The following is a 21,805-nucleotide window of genomic DNA, read 5'->3' as shown; positions in this document are numbered from 1 at the left end:
GAGGTGCCCTGAGCGTGGGCAAGAAATTTGAATTTTCCAAGCTGTTTATTAATCTGCTGTTTACGGTGTTGTCGCTGGTGGTGATTCTGCCGTTCCTGCTGGTGATATCCGTATCACTGACCGATGAGAAGTCGCTGACCCACAATGGGTATCAGTTCATCCCTGAGTCCTTCAGTCTGGATGCCTACCGGTATCTGCTGGACGCTCCCGATATTCTGCTCCGTGCCTATGGGGTGACCTTCACGGTGACCATTATCGGCGCGCTGGCCGGACTGCTCCTGACCGCGATGACCGCATACGTGATTTCAAGGCAGGATTACCGGTATAACCGGGCGACGACCTTCTATGTATTTTTCACCATGCTGTTCAGCGGGGGGCTCGTTCCCTCCTACATTCTCATTACGCAATATCTGCATCTGAAAGACAGCCTGCTGGCGCTGATTCTGCCCATTCTGCTGTCACCGTTCAACATTATGGTCATGAAGGGCTTCATGTCCAAGATTCCGCTGGAGATCATTGAATCGGCCAAAATCGACGGGGCGCGGGAATTCCGCATTTTCTTCCGCATCATCCTGCCGCTGTCCACTCCGGCGCTGGCGACGCTGGGTCTGCTGATCTCCTTCACCTACTGGAACGAATGGTTCAACGCCATGCTCTACATCGACGATCCGAACAAGGTGCCGCTGCAGCTTCTGCTGGTGCGGACGCTCAACAGCATCGAGTTTCTGACGACGAACTCTGAATTTACCGGACAGCTCGGCATTGATCTGAGCAGCTTCCCGAACAGCTCGGCGCGGATGGCGATTGCTGTACTGGCCGGCGGACCGATGCTGGTGATCTTCCCGTTTTTTCAGCGGTTTTTCGTCAAAGGACTTACGGTTGGCTCCCTAAAGGGTTAACATACAATTACATGTACTAAGTACAGGAGGTCACTTACATGAGAAAAAGGCTGGTTGGAGTATTGGCGTCCGTAATGCTGGTTGCATCTGTGCTGTCAGGCTGCGGGGGGAATAATAACGGCGGCACGAATGCCGGGACAGGCACGGAAGGAAGCGGGACGGATGCCGCGCAAAGTGCGGCTCCCGAATCTGGAAGCGCAGGGGAGCTGAAGCCGGTTGAACTGACCTGGTATTATCCGTTGTCGCAGCTTCAGGCGGATCAGGCTAAGGTGCAGGAGGAAGTAAACAAGATTACGAAGGCGAAGATCAATGCCACCGTCAAGCTGATGCCTGTAGCGATCGGGGATTATGTGCAGAAGATGAACACGGTGCTTGCGGCAGGCGAGAAGTTCGATATTCTCTGGACCGGCTACATGCTGAAGCCTGAAGAGCTGGTGCGCAAGGGCGCCATCCAGCCGATGGATGCTCTGCTTGAGGAGTATGCGCCGGAGCTGAAGAAGGATGTGCCGCAGGTCATGTGGGACGGTCTCTCGGTGGACGGGGAGATATACGGCATCCCGAACCAGCAGATCAACGGCTCCCGGTATGGATTCATCATCCAGAAGCGCTTCGCTGACAAGTACAAACTTGACACCGCTTCCATCAAAAAAGTAGCCGATATCGAGCCCTTCCTGGCCCAGATTAAGCAGAATGAGCCGGACATCATTCCGTTTGGCATATTCGGTACCTCCTTCATCAATCCCGAGGCCCATGACGACAAGTACTGGGTGGTTCCAGGTCTGGATGACCATTTCTATATCAAAACGGATGATCCCACTTATACATTACAGCGCTATCCCGAAGAAGAGCTGGACAATTTCCGGCTGGCCAGCAAATGGTATAAGGATGGCTATATTTACAAGGATGCCGCCACCGAAAAAGCGAATGATTACCTGGCGAAAGGCCAAATTGCCGTCGATTTCAACGTGACGCTGAAGCCGGGGGTTGAGGCTGAGGTGAAGGCCAAAAACGGCGGCAATGATGTGATCACCGTTCCGCTTAGCGACTGGTTCTCCAACGGTTATTCAGCCACCACCAACCAGTCCATCAGCCGTACTGCTCCTAATCCTGAACGCGCGATGATGTTCCTGAATCTGGTGAATACCGACAAGGAGCTGTACAATCTGCTCTGTAACGGCATTGCCGGTGAACATTATGATAAGGCCGATGGAGAGTACATCAAGGCCAAAGCAGATTCCCGTTACCTGCCGAATATGGACTGGGTGTTCGGGAGTGTGTTCAACTCTTATCTGAAGGAAGGACAGCCGGAGAATGTCTGGGAAGAGACCAAGAAGATCAATTCTGATTCCGAGGTCAATCCTGTCGGTGCCTTCAAATTCAATTCCGAGCCGGTGAATACCGAAATTGCCAACCTGAACGCCGTATGGGGAGAATACAAACGGGGACTGGTTACCGGTACGCTTGATTTTGAAGAGACCTGGCCTGCGCTGTACGGCAAGCTGAAGGAAGCGGGCGAGGAGAAATACGTGGCGGAAGTCACCAAGCAATTTGAACAATTCCTGAAGGATAAAGGTCTGAAGAAGTAAGCCCCCCTACATCCCACTTTGAAAGGAAGAGGAGCCCTGGTGAAAAAACGTTTGCTTGCGGCACTTGCAGCCAGTCTGCTGTTCACGCTCAACCCCGCTCCCCCAGTTGCACAAGCGGAGGGCGGTACGTCCGGGACAGCTTTTTATGTCGCCAATAATGGAAGCGATTCCAATTCCGGGACCCTGACTGCCCCATTCCAGACGCTGGAGAAGGCGCGCGATGCCATCCGGACGCTAAAAACGGAGGACGGTCTGCCAGAGGGCGGCGTCACCGTGTATCTGCGTGAAGGCAGGTACGAACGGACCTCCAGCTTCGAGCTGCGCCAGCAGGACTCCGGCGAGGCCGGTAAGCCGGTTAAGTACACGGCTTATCCGGGGGAGTCGGTGACTCTGTCAGGCTCCCGTAAGCTGGCCAAATCCGCGTTCGTTCCGGTCACTGACCCGGCCATTCTCGGCCGGATCATCAGCCCGGAGGCGAGAACGAAGGTGCTGGCCGCAGATCTGGGAGCACTGGGCATCACCGATTACGGCCAGCTCAGCCGCCACGGCTATTATCTGGCCAATGATCTCAGCGAGGTGCCGCCGATGGAGCTGTATGTGGCCGGGCAGGGCATGACCCTGGCCCGCTGGCCCAATGAGAGCACCGTCCAGATGGATGAAATCCTGGATCCCGGTCCGACCCGGAAGGACCCGAACGGGGAAGTGCATACGCGCGGGGGCACCTTCACCTATACGTATGACCGGCCCCAGTACTGGACGCAGGCAGACGATATCTGGCTGGACGGGATTTTCGGCTACAGCTGGGAATGGTCGTACAATAAGATTGCTTCCATCGATACGGCCGCTAAGAGCATCACCCTCCGCTACGGGGAGATGAGCGGCATCTTCAAGAACTGGTACCCTGACTTCCACTTCGCGCAGAATCTGCTGGAGGAAATCGATATGCCCGGTGAATATTATATCGACCGCCCGGCCGGCAAGCTGTATTTCCTGCCGAACGCCGAGTTCGCTGCCGCGAATCCCGATATTGAAGTCACAATGCTGAAGAGTCCGATGATTAACGCACTGAATGCTTCGTACATCGACTTCTCCGAGCTTATTCTGGAGAACGGCCGTGATTCAGCAGCCGTATTCATGGGCGGCAGTCATATGCGTATCCTGAACAGCGAGATCCGTAACTTCACCAACAGCGGGGTGCTGGTCAATACGCAGAGCCGGTTCTACTACAATAATTTTGAAGGGGCGCCGGGTACGGACCATGCCATTATCAGCAGCCATATCCATCATATCGGCGGCACTGCCGTCACGCTGACAGGAGGGAACAAGACAACGCTTGCGCCCGGGAACAATGTGGTGGAGAATTCGCATATCCACGATTTTGCCTACTATCACAAAGCCTATAATCCCGGCGTGCTGCTGTCCGGCGTCGGTAACCGCATGTCGAACAATGAGCTGCATGACGCGCCCCATCCCGGCGTGCTGATCTTCGGCAATGACCATACCGTGGAGTATAACGAGATCTATGACGTATGCACCACCTTCTCGGATCTCGGCGCGATCTATATGAATGCGGGGGAGCAGCCCCATGAGCGTGGGACGGTCATCCGGCGCAATTATTTCCATAACATCGGCGAGAGCAAAGCCGGAGTAGAAGGGGTATACCCTGACAACTTCACGATGGGACTGACCATTGACGAGAATATTTTCTACAAGATGGGCAATTCGGCCATTAAAAATAACGGCGGATCCCATATCCTGACCCGCAACAATATCTTCATCGACAGCAAGATTCCTTATGATTATGCGGATATGTTCCTGGGCGACGAGCCGGATGATCAGGTGCCGCTCAACTACATGCCGAAGTGGCAGGCGCTGTTCGCGGCGAACAATAATTTCACCGGCACCCCTTATATGACCAAGTATCCCGAGCTGGCGGATTTCTTCACGGAGAACCGGTATTATCCCGACACCAATACGTTCCAGGGGAATGTCGTCTACAACCCGTCGGTTCCGCGCAGCGTAACGACCAATGTGTACGGGGCCTACGACAAGTTCGGACTGGTCCAGTATGCGAATAACTGGGTGACTGCCGCAGATCCCGGCTTCACCGACCTGGCGGGAGGCGATCTGTCGCTGCGGCCGGATGCGGATGTCTTTGGTGCCATTCCCGGCTTCCCTGACATTCCGTTTAACGATATCGGCGTTGACGGCAGGGCGGGCACGACAACCAGTCCGGACAGCTATCCCGTGCAGGGAGTTGCCGTCTATGACAATGAAATAACCGTGGACCGCTGGAAAACGGTGAAGCTGCGCACGGCGGTGCTTCCGTGGAATGCGGATCATCCCGCCCTGACCTTCACTTCGGCCGATCCCGCCATCGCGGCAGTGGACGGCGCAGGTAATGTTACCGGCCAGTCGGTCGGCAGCACGGTCATTACGGTAGCCTCGGCAGAGAATCCGCTGCTGACCGCCACGGTCACGGTTCATGTGGAGGCCGGCGACGGCGTGATGGATTTCACGGATTTCGAATCCGGTGCGAACGGCTGGCTGCAGGATGCGAACCGTAGCATCGAGAAGCTCGGAACGAACCGCTGGTACAAGATTCTGAATGGAGCCTCGTCTCTCAGTGCCAAGAACTTCTCCGAATATGAGCTGAGCTTCAGGCTGAAGACGCCGGGGGTGATGGGGGATAATGCGACCCTCTACATCTTCGACCGCCAGGCCGGGAGCGGCTCCAGCCGGATCGGCTACAAGACCCGGGCGGACGGAAGCTCTGCGTGGCTGCTGTACAATTCGGCCTGGACGGTGCTGAAGGAAGTCAAGCTGCCGGGGCATGACCTGCAGCCGGATACGGAATACAGTGTCAAAATGCTTGTGAAGGGCGGCGATATCAGCGTCTATCTGGACGGAGCCTTCCGCTTGAAGGGCAATGATCCGGGACACAATGCAGAGGGCAAAGTCGGCTTCTACGTCAGCAATGTCAGCCAGATGCACTTCGATGACATTCAGTTCAAGGCTCTGACGACTACGCTGGCCGGGATTATTCCGGCGGAGAGCGCGGTGCGTCTGGCCGCAGGGGAGCAGCGGCCGTTGCAGGTGGCCTTCGATCCTGCCGATACGCCGGATACAGGCGTGACCTGGCAGTCGGCCAACCCGGCGGTCGCTACGGTGGACAATACGGGCGTTGTGCATGCCGTATACGAGGGGCAGACGGTCATCTCGGCGGTGTCCACGGTGAATCCGCTCATTAAGGCGGATATTACCGTCACCGTCTCTAATATTATGCATGAGACGGACTTCGAGAACGGGGGCAACGGCTGGCCAGTGGACCCTAACCGCAGCATCGCCGCTGATCCGGACGGCAACCGCCGCTATAAGCTGCTGAACGGCGCGTCAGGCCTGCTCGACCGCAGCTTCACGGATTATCAGCTGGAGTTCAAGCTGAAGACGCCGTCCGCGATGCCGGATAACGGCATCCTGTACATCTTCGACCGCCAGGACAGCTCCGGCTCCACCCGGATCGGCTACCGGACCCGGGCAGACGGATCTTCCTCCTGGATCCTGTATGATACAGCGTGGCAGAAGCTTACCGAGAGTGTACTGCCGGGGCATGACCTGCTGCCGGATACGGAATATGATGTGAAGGTAACGGTGAGAGGCGGAGATATCGCCGTATCTGTGAATGGTTCGCCAAGGCTCTCCGGCAGCGATCCGAACCACCGCCCGTCCGGCAAGGTCGGCTTCTATACCAGCGGCTTCGCTTATATGCTGTTCGACGATATCACCTTCTCGGTCCTGCCGTAACGGAGGGCGGGCGCTGCTTGCGCAGAATCCGAACGGGTGCAGTTAGGATAGACCACGGGTCCAGCTGGAATAGACCATGGATACGGCAAGAAGCCGCTCCCTTACGGGGCGGCTTCTTTGCCTTGCGCTACCGGTCTTATCCGGCCAGCGCGGACCGGATCTGCCTCGTGTAGAACAGGCGGACAATGAAGAAGTAGATTACCTGAATGACGAAGAACAGGCCCAGCACAAGCAGGGACTCCCTGAATATGGAGTACTGGAACATATGCGACAACGCTGTAAGGGCAACGGCTCCATGGATAAGGGCGACCACGATCGGCGCGAAGAAGAGCAGGCTGAGCTGGCGGTTCAATATCCGGCGAAGCTCTTTGTCACTTAGCCCCAGCTTGGAGATGGCCCTGAACTTCTGTTTGTCCTCATCCAGATCGCTGTACAGCCGGAAATAGAGAAAGCTGCCGGCAGAGACAAAAAACACGATCCCGACAAAAAAACCGATGAACATCACGGGGCCAAAGCCGTCATTCGTCTTGGAGGTTAAATACTCGAGTGCATAGAAAGTATACTGCTCATCATAGGGAAGCTCATTCGTCAGCTTTGCTCCTGCCTTCTCTGCACCCGGCTGTCCAATCGCTCCGTGCCATGCATAATACCGGCTCACTTTGAGCAGCTGTCCAAGCTTGCCGATCCATTCATCGGGGACGACGTAATAACCGCTGACTCCCCGCACCGCCCAAGATACGATAGCCTGGTCCGCCTCGATGATGATTCCTGACTGCAGCTCGACTGGCTGGTTGAGCATTTCTTCTCCCTCGCGGGACAGGCCGAAATCTACAACGGCTGCTTTCCCTGCGGTAAGCCGGATGGGATTTAGCCCCAGCAGCTCGGCTACATGGTTATATTCGGATTGCTTCACCAGAACCATTGTCCGGCCCTCCATAGCCTTATAGTAGTTAAGCTCCAGACCTGTTTTCTCGGCGGCAATCCCGGCTCTGCCCAGGCTCTCGTCAATCAGCTGTATATGGGCCTGTACCTTGCTGTCTCCATCCAAGGACTGATAGGTGAACAGATAGGGATTCTTCTGTGTCAGCGCTCCGTTGATCATCGACTGGAAGCCGTATAAAGCTCCTATCGCGCTGAAGGACACAGTAGAGATGATCGCGACCAGGAAAAAGGAACGCGCGTTGTCCTTCATCCGGTAGGCCAGATCAGAGAGCAGCAGCATATTGGTTCTGCGCCAGAATAGCTGCTCACGCGCCTTCAGCTTACGGATCAGGTACACACTGAGCTGTGTGAACAGCAGATAGGTTCCGATTGACACCATAATGACCACCGGCGCGAGCAGCAGCACCACACTCAGACCGCTTGCCCGAAGAGACAGGAAGTAGCTGATTCCCAGCAGTGTTACCACCAGCAACGACAGCAGAAGCGAGGCCTTCGGCTCCGGCTTGGGCTGACGGTTGGAATGGATGAGCGTAATCAGCTTGCCGCTGCGCAGCACCGTAGAGATGAACAGGGAGATCAGGACGAACAGCAGCAGGAAGGAGATCAGCGTCAGTACTATCGCCTTGAAGGGGAAATAGAATTGCAGCGGCTCATTCAGCGCAAGCACATTCTCCCCGGCAAGCAGAATCCCCTTGGCAAAAATAACGCCGAGTCCGATGCCGCTGAGCGTGGCGCCTGACCCGACGATCATATTCTCCAGAAAGATCATCCGCCGGAGCTGCCGGACCGTCATGCCATGCATCATCATCAGCCCGAATTCCCGTTTCCGCGATTGCAGAAATGCACTCATGGAATAGAGCACGAAGAAGAAGGAGAACACATAGATCACCCATTTGGAGACCGAGAGCGCAAGAGCCGCACTGGATTGAATATTGTCCCCGCTCAGCACCGGATGGTAGGCAAAGATGGAAAAGGTAAAGAACACCATCACGGTAAACATGCTGCTGAGAAAATAGGCGGTGTATAGCCTCATGTTCCGGGTGACATTACGGAATGCGAACTGGCGGAATGTCATGGCTATATCCCCCTAACAGCGAAAGTGTGTCGATGATTTTCTGGAAAAAGCTCTGGCGGTTATCCCCGCAGTGAATCTCCGTATAGAATCTGCCATCCTTAATGAAGACGACCCGGTGACAATAGCTGGCGGCTACAGCATCATGGGTAACAAGCATCATCGTCGCGGACTGCTCACGGTTGAGCGTTTCCAGCAGATCCATCACATCCCTGGCGGCTTTGGAATCGAGATTGCCGGTAGGCTCATCCGCCAGCAGCAGCTTCGGCGAATGAATCATGGCTCTGGCGATTGCTGTCCGCTGGGCCTGTCCGCCGGAGATCTCATAGGTGCGTTTTTTCATAATGGCGCTGATCCCAAGCTTACCGGCAATCTCCCGGGCCTTATGCTTCATTTCACTGACCCGGGTTCCATCCAGTGTCAGCGGAAGCACGATATTCTCCTCCACAGTCAGGGTGTTCAGCAGATTGAAATCCTGAAACACAAACCCCAGCTCCCGGCGGCGGAAGACCGCCAGCTCATTTTTGTCCAGCTTGCCCGTGTCCTTGTTATCAATCCTAATGCTTCCGGTAGTCGGAACGTCCACTGTGGCAATCAGATTCAGCAGAGTGGTTTTTCCGCTGCCCGAGGGTCCCATTATCCCCACGAATTCTCCGGCTGCAATGGTTAAATCAATGTCGGTCAAGGCCCGGTAGGCCACGTTTCCTTCATAGATTTTACTGACCTTTTTTACCTCCAGCATATGGCTGTACTCCCCTTCTATGTGTGCAACACACTTGTTCTGTAACCAATATACCGGAGACGGCAGCAGCTCAGCCATCGATTTAGATTTCACTTTTATTACATGCCTGTAAGCTAAGCTAAGGATTCGCCGTCAAAATAATCCGCACCACCGTTCCCTCGCAGGCCGCCGATTCCAGCTCAAGCCGGTGTCCGAGACGGTCTGCGGACTCCTTCGTCAGATACAGCCCCATTCCTGTAGACTCCCGCAGTCCTCGCCCGTTGTCGCCGGTGAAGAAAGGGTCGAATACCCGTTTGAGATCAGACGCCTGAATCCCGATTCCCCGGTCCTTGACCTCAATGACCGCATCCGTTCCTCTGAGATAGCAGGCTACCGTGATTTTCCGGCCGTTCTCTGTGTTAGCCGCCGCTGAATATTTGATGGCATTGTTCATAATCTGCGACAGCATGAAGAACAGCCATTTCTCATCCGTCTGGGCGGTAATGTCCGGAGCGGAGGCGTGGACCTCGGGGTAGATATGGCTCCGGATGAACAGGCGTCTGTGATCATGGACAACCTCGTTCACCAGCTTCGGCAGGACGACAGGCTTGATGTGGAAATCCTTCTCAAAAGCCCGCAGCCTGGCCATATACAGCACGGTATTCAGTCCGCTGCGCATACGCTCCAGCTCCTCGCGGATGCTGGCAAACTCCGGCTCGTCCATATTCTGCACGGTCAGCTCTATGACCGACAACGGCGTCTTCATCTGATGGACCCATTGGTCTATGAAAGTCAGATGCTGCTCCTGCTGCTGCTTCACCGCCGTCAGCTGCTGCTGATAGTAGCCGTACTGGGTGTGCAGCAACTGCTCCAGCGCTGTGGACACAGGGTGGTTCTCCAGCTTCTGAAAGGATTCGTCCAGTGTCTCCAGAGGTCTGCTGAGGCGGAGATAATAACGGCGCCTGCTGATATATTGGTAGATTAAGTAGCAGCTGAGGAAGAAGAAGCCTATGAAGACCGCATAGAGCGCGGTCGGCAGATCGCGGTAGCCGTCCAGCCAGTAAATGGACAGCATAGCGCCGAATTGCACGATCTGCACAGCCAATAACAACGCATGCTCACGGAGAAACAGCCTCATGACTCCGCCTCTGACCAGCTGTTGTTGAGCCGGTATCCCGAACCCCTGACGGTAAGCACGGCATCCTCCATCCCCAGCTCCTGGAATTTCTTGCGGACCCGTGCGATATTCACATTCAGCGTATTCTCATCCACAAAAGCCTGCGGGTCCCATAGCTTCTCCAGCAGCGCTTCCCGGCTGGCAACCCTCGGGTAACGCTCCATCAGACTCTCGATGAGATCCGATTCCTTGCGGGTAAGGGGCACGACCGCCTGCCCGTACTGCAGTTCAAGCCTTTCAGGGTACAGCATCAGCCCTTCCTTCTCGAGCACCAGCTCCTCGCGCTTAGCCGCATATTCCCCGTAGGCCCGGCGGAGATGGCTGTGGATCTTGGCGAGCACAATTCCGGAATGGAACGGCTTGGTGATATAATCATCCCCTCCGTTCTCAAGCGCCATGATCTGGTCCATCTCACCGTCGCGCGCCGAGATGAACAGCACAGGACAGGTGGAGACCCTGCGGATCTGCCGGCACCAGTAATACCCGTCATAGCTGGGCAGATTCACATCCAGCAGAACCAGCTCCGGTCTCATCTCCTCGAATTCCTGCAGCACCAGGCGAAAGTCCCTGACCCTTACGGCCTCATATCCATATTTCTCAATAGCCGAGTGCAGCAGATCTGCAATCTTCGGATCATCTTCCACAATCATGATTCTGGACATCTTCACGGCTCTCCTTGTCTTGTTCAGTTAAGTACATATATAACACGGGTGAGGGTGTAAGGGGAATTAGCGGGGGAGGATGGTGGGGAGTCATAGAGTGGGACATATTTTTGAACCGACTCATTCTATCGTGTTGGTTGAAGTGGCAAGAAAAAAGCACCTTTTAAGGTGCTTTTTCTTAATTTATAATTTGTCTTGCGTATTCGACAAGATTATGAGCTCTTTTTTCTAAAAATCTGTCATAATCAATATCAAAAGCATCAGCAGGGCAAAATCCTGTTTCCAAAATTGTTGGTAAATTAATTGGATCAATTAGCATTTTGTACACTGAGGGTGGCTTGTCCTTTATCTTTTGATTATCAGAATTGTTTAAGAAACACATATTTGCGAGTAAATTGATATCTTTTTTGTTGCTTAATTTCAAAGTATTCTCTAAATAATTTACAGGAAAAATGTGATGAAATTCATTTTTACTAACATTTTTTAAAACTTTACTTAAATCAACTTTTGCGCCAGAAATGAATGATCTTGGGCCTCTGTGAGCTAGCATAGTAATAAAGGTTTTAGTATTAACAGTGTTCACATTAAACTGATTACTCAGGAAAAAGGATGCATTTACGCTACAATCAAAACTCGCAATGTCGTAATCTTGATTTTTTCGTAACTCATCCATGGCACGTAAATCTGCCTTATGTGCATCGGTAACTCCACTTGAATATCGACGTGAAAAGCAAGACCTCCAAAACCATCTTACTAACTGCCTTCGTTGTTTTTCGGTATATAAAACTCCATTATCTTTCTCTGTTGCAAAAAATCTTGTAAGAGCAACAATCATTGCTGGGTATGGCATTGATTTGAGTGAGTAAATATTTAGTTCCTTTTGAAGAAAGTCAATACTTGATTTAATACCATTCTTTATTTTAGTGAAGTTATTTCTAACCTCTTCCCCTTTTAAATTTATAATTGCAGCAGGGGCTGTATCTCCGGAAATAACACCGCTACAACATTTTAATTGTAAATCTTTATCGAAAGACAGATCCCCAAATCCAAACGGCTCTATTTCTTCGGCAAGTTGAGAGAATTCATCTTGTAAGTCAAAATCTGTACTCCAACTCCAAGCTGACAATAGCTGGAATGTATCCAACTGTGTGCCGAATCTATTAATACGTTCGAAAACAATTGCAACATGATGCTTATCTTCTGTTTCCATGATCTGGATTGGGATAAGTGTCTCTTTAAATCGCTCTTGAAGTTTATCGATAACTATTATTGTTTCAGCATCAAGACCTTCTGCCGCTTTCCGATACTTTACTGAATCGAATAAACAATTCATTGGAAAATAACGAGTGGGATCAAATTCTTGTGGCTTTAGTGGTACAAATTTACTTTCTTGAATTACATCTCTACTTGTGAAATCAAAATAGATGTCCAACCATTCCTCATTCTGATTTGGGGTTAAATCTGTTTGAAAAACACTAAACAGTGACGTGAGCCTTTGCTGGCCGTCAAGTACATAATCTATAGGATAGTCTTTACGCGGATCGGGAAGGGTGTAATTGCCCAAATCTCGTTCTACCTTTAATCTCTCCCTTGTTCTCCACAATAATATAGTACCTATAGGGAATCCTTTATATATACTGTCAAGCAAATACGAAACCTGCTCAGATGACCATACATAACCCCTTTGAAAAGCAGGAATTCTGATTTCTCCTGATGTGATTTTTTCTATAACTTTTCTTATCGCTAGTGGTTCTGCCAAATGCCCATCTCCTAAGAAATATATTTTTCCAGAAATATTCCATTACATTGTTCCTTAAATTAACAAATTAGCTTAAATGCTAAGAAAAATTTGCTGTCGAGTGTACAGAGTTTTAATGTATGCCTCTACCTGCCCATCGTCAAGTTTACTTAGCTTTACAGCTCGAATTCTCCAAGCCACAGCTTAGTCATCTGTTCACTCTCGTTAACGGCACTATTTTGTGTGTTGGACGAAAGAATATGACTCAAATTTAGCAATCGTTCAAAGCTTCGAAAGACTTAAGTAAGCAACTAAATAGGTATATATTTTTTCATTATTGAAACCAGTGTTTCTCCAACCTCATCTTTTTCTTTCAAAATTCTTTTTACAAATGGTATATACTGCCTACTCAGTAATCCGCAATTTTCACCAACTCTTGAATGTGCAATTATCCCTTTATGATTAAACACTTTCAATATACTTGAATAATCATTTAGTTTAATATAGCCTTCAAACCTTTTTAATATATAACTAAATATTTCCTCATTATTATTATTATTAAAAATTTCAATGAAGTTATCCTGGAAATTTTGGAAGTCATCATACTTTATATTTATTAAATGGTTAGTTCTAGTCTTAATTTGATAAATTGCATGTTGATACGCTTGATCATGAATATTGCTTTTAAAGAGTTCAATAACCCTTTTTTTTGTTTCATCAAAAACTTCTTCGGGGTTTTTCCGCAAAATCATAGCAACAGTTCTAACTACATCTTCTATTAAGAAGATATTCTCTATTTCTGCAACATTCGGAGTATATACGAAATTATCTTTATAGGCGTTAAGTTCATTATCTGTCTTTCTATCCCTATCGATAATTCCTTTGGCGGATAAGTGGTGCAGATGTATTAAAGAATTAAAGGCTTTTGTAGCTTCTATTACTTTTTCACAGCTACCTAACGGAACCACATTGTATTCAGGGTAAATCTGCATATATACATAGTAATCATGACTTGATTTTTCCCCTTCAATAAAAAGTACTGATTTCCTACTCCCCAGTATTTCAAAATAAACATCACTTGGAAGATTATCATTGTCTGTCATTTGTTCGTAACTCCATCTATCTGAACCTTCATAAAATTTGATCCATATTAAATTAGAATTATTTCTTGAAACTGCAAAATCAATTTCATGGGTTAGATAAATGAACTTGCAGTCTTTTCTAATTGATTCTATTTTATCCCATAGATTTTTTATTATCGATTTATGGAGATGGTTTTCTGGTTCATCGATAATAATTATGGCGCTATCTGGAGCGCAAACAACTACACCAATAAAATAGAAGACTAGTCTTTCTCCATCACTCATTTCTGAAGAGTTATATTTATTATCTGGACTATCAGTTGGATAGGTGTCAATTCTACCTGCAAGTTTTACTAGCTTTCTGTGAGGGAAGATTTCCTCCCAAATATTTTGTACTATATCAAGCTTTGTGGTTGGTTTTACTATAGATTTTCCCTCTTGGTAACTGTCTTTAAATGCAACTGAGGCTTCATATTCTTCAGTATGCAATAAGGTCAGAAGGTGTAGGTAATCATTTAAAAGAAAGTTATTTGGATTACCGCCCCACCTTACCTGTTGTTTTCCGTCCCTCTTTAACCAATCTTTGTTTTCATTGGTATTGCCGTAATAAAACTCTTCTAATGCTACCCCTTTAGATTTAGTACTTACTTCACGAGGTATATTTAATGATTTCTGAGCAGATATTCTATGCACGTTTTCCCAATTATTTTCAATCCAAACACTAAACCGAGTTTTACCTGATCCATTCGCTCCGAGTAAGACTATTGAGTTAAAATCCTCTAGTTCAAATGCATCATTATCTATTCTTGGTGGAAATATGTACATAGTATGCCCCCAGTCAATTTAAATCATATTATCTTTGTTAGTCTCTTCACTATATTATACCAATTGATGAAAACTATTAAATGATTTGTTTTTAAACTTGCCGCTACTTATGACAGGTTCACCACCCCAACAGCAACTTTTATTTTAATCATTCTGTGCCTGGAGACAGACATAGAGGATCGCATACCATATAGGTACGGGGAGTTAATGAGAGTATAACGGCCCGAAAGCTATTTTATGAAAGGAAACCATATGATTAATCACCTGTTTTCACTTGCTAGACAACCTGCACTCTGGCAACGAAGCGTTGAACCCTTTTGGAATGACGGGCATATCTCGAAGCAAATGTTGGAAGCTCATCTGAATCCGGACTGGGAAGCGGCGAGCCGCAGGCACAGCGATATTGACTGTTCAGTGAAGTGGCTTAGCCGTCTGATCCCGCCGGGGAGCCGTATTCTTGACCTTGGCTGTGGACCGGGACTCTATACCAAGCGTCTCTCTGAACAGGGGTATAATGTAACGGGACTTGATTTCTCAAGACGTTCAATCGCCTATGCCCAAGAGCATGATACGCGGAGCCGGTATATCTATCAGAATTATTTGGAGCTGAATTATACCGAAGCGTTCGATAGCATCACCTTGATTTATTGTGATTACGGTGCGCTTACACTAAGTGAGCGAAAAACCCTGCTGTCTAAGGTATACCGTGCCTTAAAGCCAGGCGGTCTGTTTATCTTCGATGTGTTCACGCAGAAGACGAATTGGAGTAAGCAGGACAGTACCTCGTGGAGGGTGTATCCAGACGGAGGTTTTTGGAATGCTGAACCGCATGTATGTCTCGAAGCGTCTTATTTCTTCGAGGGGCATACCGTGGAGGCCCGTCAGACCGTCATACTTACCGATCATGAGCTTCATCAATATTTGATCTGGAACACGGTGTTTACACAGGAGACCCTTGCGGATGAAGTGTTGCTTTGGGGATTTCAACTGGACAGTGTTTACAATGATAGTTGCGGGAGTCCGTATACGGGGGGAGCAGACACGCTATGTTTTGTACTTAGGAAGGCACAGCTTGCATAGAGAAAAGCAAGAAAAGAAGAGATATGCTCTCTTTTCTTGCCTCGTCTGGTTATAAGATGTACATCGAATACTCTCTGTTACTCCCCTGATGCAGTAATCAGGTCATACAGCTTATTCAAATTTGTCTTGAAATAGGTTGTGAAGTACCAAGCCCGGTATTCTTCGGGTATTTCAATCTCTTCAATACTCTGCTGATTCTGAACGGCTTCGGTCACGATGGCGATCATTCTGCTTATGTATCCCTTCACCTCATGAAGCTGTTGCAGGGAGCAGACCTCACCATGCCCCGGTATAATCGTCTCCACATCCAACCGCTCAATCTGCTCCAGAATATGCAGCCACTCCTGAGGGTTAGCATTGGCCAGAACCGGATGGTGGTTCGAGAGCACGAGGTCCCCGATGATGACAATTTTATCTTCCGGGAGGTACACAATGGCATCACTTTGTGTGTGTCCTCCGCCATATGTAATGAGCTGCGCGCTGCGGTTGCTGCCGTGAATGGTCATTTGCCGGTCAAAAGTTATCGTCGGCACCGTATGCACCAGCTGCGGCAGCATATTTACAAATTCACGGTCCGTTGCATTCTCCCAGGCCATTTCCTGCTGCAGCTTAGTATCCGTCTCCTGCTGACTTTGCAATTCTGCTTCTTCGATCGCCTCTAGCATCTTCTCTCTGTTGTTCTGGTATTGGGTTACCCGGTCTCTGGCGAACGTATTCATGATCTCATGGGTCCCCGATGTGGAAATCAGCTGGGCGTCAGGCACAAACACCTGATTGCCAGTGGTATGATCGCTGTGCCAGTGTGTGTTGATTACATAGGATACAGGGTTCCCTGTGAGATGCTCAGCAGCAGCCTTCAAATCCTGAGCCGCCTCCAGCGTAGCGAATGTATCCACCACCAGAGTGAGTCCCCCCAGATCAATAATGGCCGCGTTTGCGAGTGAGCCTGTGCCTGGAACCGCAACCGCTGCAACGGTGCTATCTGCAACATATTGCAGACGGAAATGCCTGGAGCCTTGAAATGATTTAATCCTGTTCAGCATAGTAATCTCTCCCTTCCAACATGGGAATATACTATACGCTATCTAAGTTCACTAGACAACTTTTAACTTAATCTCCACTTTATTTCCGCTAATTGGCGATATCGAAGAGCTTACGAACGGTTCAATTTGAAGAAGAATCCTGCCAAAAATGCAATAATACTGCCCCAAAGAAGCAGTCAATGCTGAAATCCTGCACGAACTGCAACAAATTCAGCGCTAACTTGCTCTAAACACCGAAATTTGTGCAAATAATGCAACAATGTACTTCAACCCGTAAAAGGTATAGAGAAATCCTGCCAAAAGTGCAACATTACTGCTCCTTAAAAGCGGCCGGTGAGAAAGGCATTAGCATCGTTCACCCGCAGGGTGATTTTGTTCTTGATTAGGAAATTGTGATTTGCGTCCCATATGGATAAGTTGTGCATAAAGTTGGGGGTAAGTGTCTTGGAGCATCGGCAGGATGACTATATTCTGGATCAGTAATAGGAATGACTTCGCTGATTTCACCGAACAGCCGAATATGGTCGAAAAACCGATCACAATGGGGATGCCGCAGGATGATTTTGTTCTTAATTCGTCCCCTTAAAATCTAGATAGTACTCTGTCCCCCCGCTCATACCAATACCCCGGAACCCCCCGCGCAAGACGCAGCAGCGCCTCCAGGAAGAAGTAATCGCCCCAGATCATGAAGTCATCCGGGGAGGCGTTGCCTCTGACGGAATAGGAGCCGTGGCGCAGAAACCCCTCCTCAGATGGATGGCCTGCGGTGAAGTAGTGATTGATCAGCGAATCCATAGACTTGTTCACGGCGTCATTGAAATACTCCCGGTCCGGATCATTCTCCGGCAGATGCTCCAGCAGCTCCAAGAGACCGCATACAGTGATGGCGGAAGCGGAGCTGTCGCGCGGGGTGCCATCCTCTTGCGGGGCATCGAAATCCCAATAGGCGACATGGTCGGCGGGGAGATGCTCCACGAAGTAGCGGGCCATTCTTTTGGAGACTTCGAGGTAATGAGGCTCCTGGAAGCTGCGGTAGGCCAGAGCAAAGCCATAGACGCCCCAGGCCTGTCCCCTTGTCCAGGTGGAGCCGTCCTGGTACCCTTGTGCCGTACCTCCGCGCAGGGCATCCCCCGTCTGCTGGTCGAAATAAAAGGTATGGTAAGAGGAGTCGTCGCCCCTCACCAGGAAGCGGCGGCTTGTCTCGGCGTGGATACGGGCAGCCCTGGCATAGACCGGGTCGCCGGTCTGTTCGCTGGCCCAGCAGAGGAGCGGAAGATTCATCAGGCAGTCGATGATGATCCGTCCGCCGTTGTCTTCATCGCCCTCGGCTCCCCAAGCCTGAAAGAGCTGCGGACCGGAGCGCCAGCGCTTCATTAGGTGGTCCGCTGCCTGAAGTGCGAGCAGACGCGAGTCTTCATCCTTGTCTGCAATCCAGCGGGCCTTGGCCGACAGCGAGTACAGGAAGCCGATATCGTGGTGATCCAGCGCCTGCCCGTCCAGTATGCGCTGGCGGAAGGAATCTGTCGCCTGGATAGCGGCAGCGTGAATCTCCGGGTCCTGGCTGTACTCATAGCTTAGCCATAGAATGCCGGGCCAGAAGCCCTCCGTCCAGTTGGTGTGGTCGGTCAGATGATATTTGCTGTCCCCCATACTTACGATTGGAAACCTCTTCCCAAATCGCTTCACATTAAGCCGCGTAGTCGTAAGCGTCTGCTCAATCGCCTGCTCCCAGTTCATCATACCCGCCATAACCTCCATAATATCGCTATAGTGTGCTTAACCATATTATAAGCCGGTCAAGCTGTAGGTTTGTTGCGCAAAACTATAGTTATATTGCGGATCTGCTATGAACGGACCTGCCCGTAGACGCTCCAGCTGTTGACTAAATGACCGGCGGCGAACAGACAGGCCGGAACAACGAACAGCCAGGACTGGAGCCATACGCCAAGCAGCAGGAAATAGAGGGCCGGGAAGACGGCCATAGGAACGGGGATGCCCAGCCAGGGCTTGAACAGCACCGCAAAAGCTCTCCCGCTCCGGTAATAGCGCACCCAGCAGCCGTAGTAAACCAGCAGGCAGAGTGCCATCAGTATAGCGGATGCTCCCAGGGGCTGGGCAGAAATCATTCGGCCGAAAAGAATGGGCATCATGAAGCAGGTGATCTGGCCTGCCCGCTCCAGGAGCGTGAAGACCAGAGGGACGGAGTCCAGGGAGCCAGGAGCACTCCGGGGCGGGAAGAATATGAATATGAGATTCGGCAGTAATACAAGTAAAGATATGATAAATCCTTGAGCATGCAGTCCCATCGCAGAAATCCGCCTTCCTGTGCATTAATAGTGGCCGTACCTGACAAATACATGGCATAACTCTATAATTGCATTATATATCCTAGAGAGCCTGGAGCGGGAGGAAGATATGCAATTTCAACCTATATATGAAGACGGAGAATTAATTATGCCGAAGCTCGAACTCGATCTGTCTGCGAACCCTTCGGTTGGTATTATCACGGATTTGAGGCGTAAGCAGTTATTAATGGAGCAATTGTCCCGGGAATCCGGCAATTATTTGTCGTGGGCCGGGCAGAACGAATATATGCGCTTGACGGTAGAGGAGCTAATCTCGTTTCTGACCCGGATGTCGGGACGGGAGGAGCGAGCGGCTGTGTTGGCTGATTATTTTGCGCTGAAGGAGGAACGTAAGGTCAGATTGATGAATCTCAGCTCTTCGAAAAGGGTGTATGTTACCCTGTTACGGGCTTTTTTCGCCCATCAGTCCACGCTCGTATTGGAGGAGCCGTATTTCTATCTGGAGGAGCAGGACCGCCGCCAGCTGAAGCGGATACTGGATGACCTGTCGCAGCAGAAAAGGATACTCATTCTGACCTCGAATCTGGAGGATGCGCTGATCTCCTGTGATGTCATCTACCGGCTGAGCGGGTCCGGGCTTCATCAGCTGGATATCCGCGATTCGGAAGAGGAGAAGCAGGAGGCAGTGAAGCAGGATGAGGCCAACATCACCTTGCAGAAGGTCTCGACCAAACGGGAGGATAAGGTGATTTTATTTGATCCGCCCGAGATTGATTTTATTGAAAGTGTAGAAGGCTCTATCCTGGTGCATGTCGGCGGTGAGCATTATGACTGTGCCCTGACCTTGACCCAGCTTGAAGCGCGGCTGCTGAATTTCGGCTTCTTCCGGTGCCACCGGTCCTACATTGTCAATCTGCAAAAGGTACGCGAGATCATTACCTGGACGAAGAACAGCTACAGTCTGCGGCTGAACACCGGCAAGGAGGCCGTGGTTCCGTTATCCCGCTCCAAATTGCAGGAACTTAAGGCGCTGCTTAAGCTGTAAAAGGTACCGTTCAGGCCGGAATGGGTACAATTCACCCGGTTTTGGTGGCTGAAAGGCTGAATTCTGGATAACGTTAAGTCATCAACAACATAAGGATGTGGTGAGATGGCGGTTATTCAGGTAGAGCAGGTCCGCAAGACCTTCGGGGCGAGAGATGCGCTGACAGAGGTGTCCTTCAGTATTCCAAAAGGGGAGATTTTCGGGTTCCTCGGTCCGAGCGGTGCAGGCAAAACCACCTTGATTAAGATTCTGACTGCACAGCTGAAGCCTACAGACGGAGCGGCCAAAGTATTCGATCAGCCGGCGGAGGCGATGCAGCAGTCGGCCCAGAAGATGCGTTTTGGCATTCTGACTGATAACAGCGGCCTGTACGAGCGGTTGTCCATAGAGGAGAATCTGGAGTTGTACCGGAAGCTGTACGGTCTTCCCCGCTCTGCGGTGGATCAGGTGCTGCAGTTCGTTAATTTAAGCAGTGAGCGCCGCAAGAAAACAAACACGCTGTCCAAAGGGATGCGTCAGCGGGTGATGCTGGCCTGCGCCATTATCCATGAGCCGGAGCTGTTGTTCCTGGATGAGCCGACCTCGGCACTGGACCCGGTGAATTCAGCGCATATCTATAAAGGCTTACGTTATCTGAATGAGAAGGGCACCACCATCTTCATCACCACGCATGATATGGCGGAGGCGGAGCTGCTCTGTAACCGTGTAGCGATTCTCTATCAGGGACGCATTCAGACCATCGGTTCTCCGCAGGAGCTGAAGCGGCAGCACCGTGAGAACCTGATCCGGGTAGAGCTGACCAGCGGAGAGGTTTATGAGCTTCCGGTGGACGGGGACACGGCGGACCGGATCGCGGATTGGATGAAGCGGGGACTCATTGAGCGGGTAGAGACGAAGGAACCGAGCCTGGGTGATATTTTTATCAAAATGACAGGAAGTGAGTTGCTATGAACATCTCCTATAAGCGGGCCAGCGCGATCTTTGTGAAGGATTATAAGGAATTCTCGCGCAATTATGCGCTGTCCATTATGCTGCTGTTTCCAATTCTGTTTGCGGTGCTGTTCAAAAGCGCAGGAGCATCCTTGCCGGGAGCGGCCGGATTTCTGTTCAACAGCTCGTTTGTTCTGTTGACCTGCTTCGCCCAAGCCTGCCTGATTGCGGAAGAGAAGGAGCGCAACACGCTGCGTACACTCATGCTGACACCGGCTACAACAATGGATGTGCTGATGGGGAAAAGCAGTCTGGTCTTTGTCATGTCTACGGTGGTTCTCACCATCTCTACCTTGTTGTTTGGCTATGAGCCGGCGAATGTAGGGGCATTCGTAGCCGCGATCGTGCTTTCCATTGTTCTCTACACGGCAGCCGGGACGATCTGCGGTCTCTATTCCAAAACCTTACTGGATGCGTCCTTATCGATCATCCCGGTAGCCTTCATCTTCATGGGCGCACCTTGGGGTGCCGTACTGGCGAAGGATTATCCGGTGTTCGGGGTGCTGGATTACATGCCAAGCAGCCAGCTGGTGCATTTGCTGAACCTGAGCCCTGCCGGTTATTCGGCGGCAGAAGTGTGGTCGCCTCTTCTAATCATTGCGGCCTGGACAGCCGTGCTGACCCTTGTGTCTGTGGTGTTGTACCAGAAGCGGCTCCGGGACGAATAGGCTGGCGGGGCTGTGACGATTCGTGGCGCAGGCCGCGCTAAAGGCTGGATAGAACGCAAAGGAAGCCGCTCCCGGAAGGGAACGGCTTCTTTGCGCAAATATAAGAATTTATATGTTGCACATGATAAATTATCCTTCTATTTCTCGCTGAAACGAATGCCGCCC

16 protein-coding genes are annotated in these 21,805 nt (G+C 50.6%); 7 read left to right on the top strand and 9 right to left on the bottom strand.

Annotated elements, in window-relative coordinates:
• Positions 1 to 14 precede the first annotated feature (14 nt).
• The 3 genes from ACFSX3_RS20890 to ACFSX3_RS20880 are packed head-to-tail and all read left to right on the top strand — an operon-like array spanning position 15 to position 6,289.
• Positions 15 to 899, top strand: coding sequence for a carbohydrate ABC transporter permease (locus ACFSX3_RS20890; protein WP_209994197.1), 885 nt, complete (start codon positions 15 to 17; stop codon positions 897 to 899).
• A gap of 38 nt (positions 900 to 937) precedes the next feature.
• Entirely contained in the window at positions 938 to 2,485 is a 1,548-nt protein-coding gene (locus tag ACFSX3_RS20885; protein WP_209994198.1) for an ABC transporter substrate-binding protein, read from the top strand.
• A 39-nt stretch (positions 2,486 to 2,524) separates the two neighbouring features.
• Complete coding sequence (locus ACFSX3_RS20880; RefSeq protein WP_209994199.1) at positions 2,525 to 6,289, top strand: Ig-like domain-containing protein; 3,765 nt, start codon at positions 2,525 to 2,527, stop codon at positions 6,287 to 6,289.
• A 136-nt stretch (positions 6,290 to 6,425) separates the two neighbouring features.
• Here the strand turns inward: ACFSX3_RS20880 and ACFSX3_RS20875 are convergent, their stop codons facing one another.
• The 6 genes from ACFSX3_RS20875 to ACFSX3_RS20850 form a co-directional block, all read right to left on the bottom strand.
• Complete coding sequence (locus tag ACFSX3_RS20875; RefSeq protein WP_209994200.1) at positions 6,426 to 8,306, bottom strand: FtsX-like permease family protein; 1,881 nt, start codon at positions 8,304 to 8,306, stop codon at positions 6,426 to 6,428.
• Positions 8,278 to 9,045, bottom strand: coding sequence for an ABC transporter ATP-binding protein (locus ACFSX3_RS20870; protein WP_036732423.1), 768 nt, complete (start codon positions 9,043 to 9,045; stop codon positions 8,278 to 8,280). Before ACFSX3_RS20870 ends, ACFSX3_RS20875 begins: the two co-directional genes overlap by 29 nt.
• 118 nt (positions 9,046 to 9,163) lie before the next feature.
• Positions 9,164 to 10,162 (bottom strand): sensor histidine kinase, encoded by a 999-nt coding sequence (locus ACFSX3_RS20865; RefSeq protein WP_209994201.1) that lies wholly within the window; start codon positions 10,160 to 10,162, stop codon positions 9,164 to 9,166.
• Positions 10,159 to 10,863, bottom strand: coding sequence for a response regulator transcription factor (locus ACFSX3_RS20860; protein ID WP_209872412.1), 705 nt, complete (start codon positions 10,861 to 10,863; stop codon positions 10,159 to 10,161). The genes ACFSX3_RS20865 and ACFSX3_RS20860 overlap by 4 nt, the downstream gene beginning before the upstream one ends.
• Before the next feature lie 178 nt (positions 10,864 to 11,041).
• A complete protein-coding gene (locus ACFSX3_RS20855; RefSeq protein ID WP_209994202.1) occupies positions 11,042 to 12,622 on the bottom strand; it encodes a GmrSD restriction endonuclease domain-containing protein in 1,581 nt (526 codons plus the stop codon).
• Between the two features lie 290 nt (positions 12,623 to 12,912).
• Positions 12,913 to 14,508, bottom strand: a complete 1,596-nt coding sequence (locus tag ACFSX3_RS20850; RefSeq protein ID WP_209994203.1) for a DUF4435 domain-containing protein — start codon at positions 14,506 to 14,508, stop codon at positions 12,913 to 12,915.
• A gap of 252 nt (positions 14,509 to 14,760) precedes the next feature.
• On the opposite strand from ACFSX3_RS20850, the gene ACFSX3_RS20845 reads away from it, so the two are divergent.
• Positions 14,761 to 15,588, top strand: a complete 828-nt coding sequence (locus ACFSX3_RS20845; RefSeq protein WP_379255454.1) for a class I SAM-dependent methyltransferase — start codon at positions 14,761 to 14,763, stop codon at positions 15,586 to 15,588.
• 77 nt (positions 15,589 to 15,665) lie between these two features.
• On the opposite strand, the gene ACFSX3_RS20840 is transcribed toward ACFSX3_RS20845, so the two are convergent.
• From ACFSX3_RS20840 to ACFSX3_RS20830, 3 genes are all read right to left on the bottom strand, one after another.
• Positions 15,666 to 16,631: an MBL fold metallo-hydrolase gene (locus ACFSX3_RS20840; RefSeq protein ID WP_209994205.1), complete on the bottom strand. Its 966-nt coding sequence runs from the start codon at positions 16,629 to 16,631 to the stop codon at positions 15,666 to 15,668.
• A gap of 582 nt (positions 16,632 to 17,213) precedes the next feature.
• Positions 17,214 to 18,368: a glycoside hydrolase family 88 protein gene (locus tag ACFSX3_RS20835; protein WP_379258623.1), complete on the bottom strand. Its 1,155-nt coding sequence runs from the start codon at positions 18,366 to 18,368 to the stop codon at positions 17,214 to 17,216.
• A 107-nt stretch (positions 18,369 to 18,475) separates the two neighbouring features.
• Positions 18,476 to 18,937, bottom strand: coding sequence for a hypothetical protein (locus ACFSX3_RS20830; protein WP_379255456.1), 462 nt, complete (start codon positions 18,935 to 18,937; stop codon positions 18,476 to 18,478).
• A 109-nt stretch (positions 18,938 to 19,046) separates the two neighbouring features.
• On the opposite strand from ACFSX3_RS20830, the gene ACFSX3_RS20825 reads away from it, so the two are divergent.
• The 3 genes from ACFSX3_RS20825 (at position 19,047) to ACFSX3_RS20815 (ending at position 21,640) form a co-directional block, all read left to right on the top strand.
• On the top strand, positions 19,047 to 19,982 hold the full coding sequence (locus ACFSX3_RS20825; RefSeq protein WP_209994208.1) for a LytTR family transcriptional regulator DNA-binding domain-containing protein: 936 nt from the start codon (positions 19,047 to 19,049) through the stop codon (positions 19,980 to 19,982).
• A gap of 105 nt (positions 19,983 to 20,087) precedes the next feature.
• Positions 20,088 to 20,933 (top strand): ABC transporter ATP-binding protein, encoded by an 846-nt coding sequence (locus ACFSX3_RS20820; RefSeq protein WP_209994209.1) that lies wholly within the window; start codon positions 20,088 to 20,090, stop codon positions 20,931 to 20,933.
• On the top strand, positions 20,930 to 21,640 hold the full coding sequence (locus ACFSX3_RS20815; protein ID WP_209994210.1) for an ABC transporter permease: 711 nt from the start codon (positions 20,930 to 20,932) through the stop codon (positions 21,638 to 21,640). The genes ACFSX3_RS20820 and ACFSX3_RS20815 overlap by 4 nt, the downstream gene beginning before the upstream one ends.
• Positions 21,641 to 21,805: the final 165 nt, after the last annotated feature.

The organism is Paenibacillus rhizoplanae (assembly GCF_042684125.1).
Taxonomy (GTDB): Bacteria; Bacillota; Bacilli; order Paenibacillales; family Paenibacillaceae; genus Paenibacillus_AQ; species Paenibacillus_AQ rhizoplanae.
This window is presented reverse-complemented; position numbering and strand designations above follow the sequence as displayed.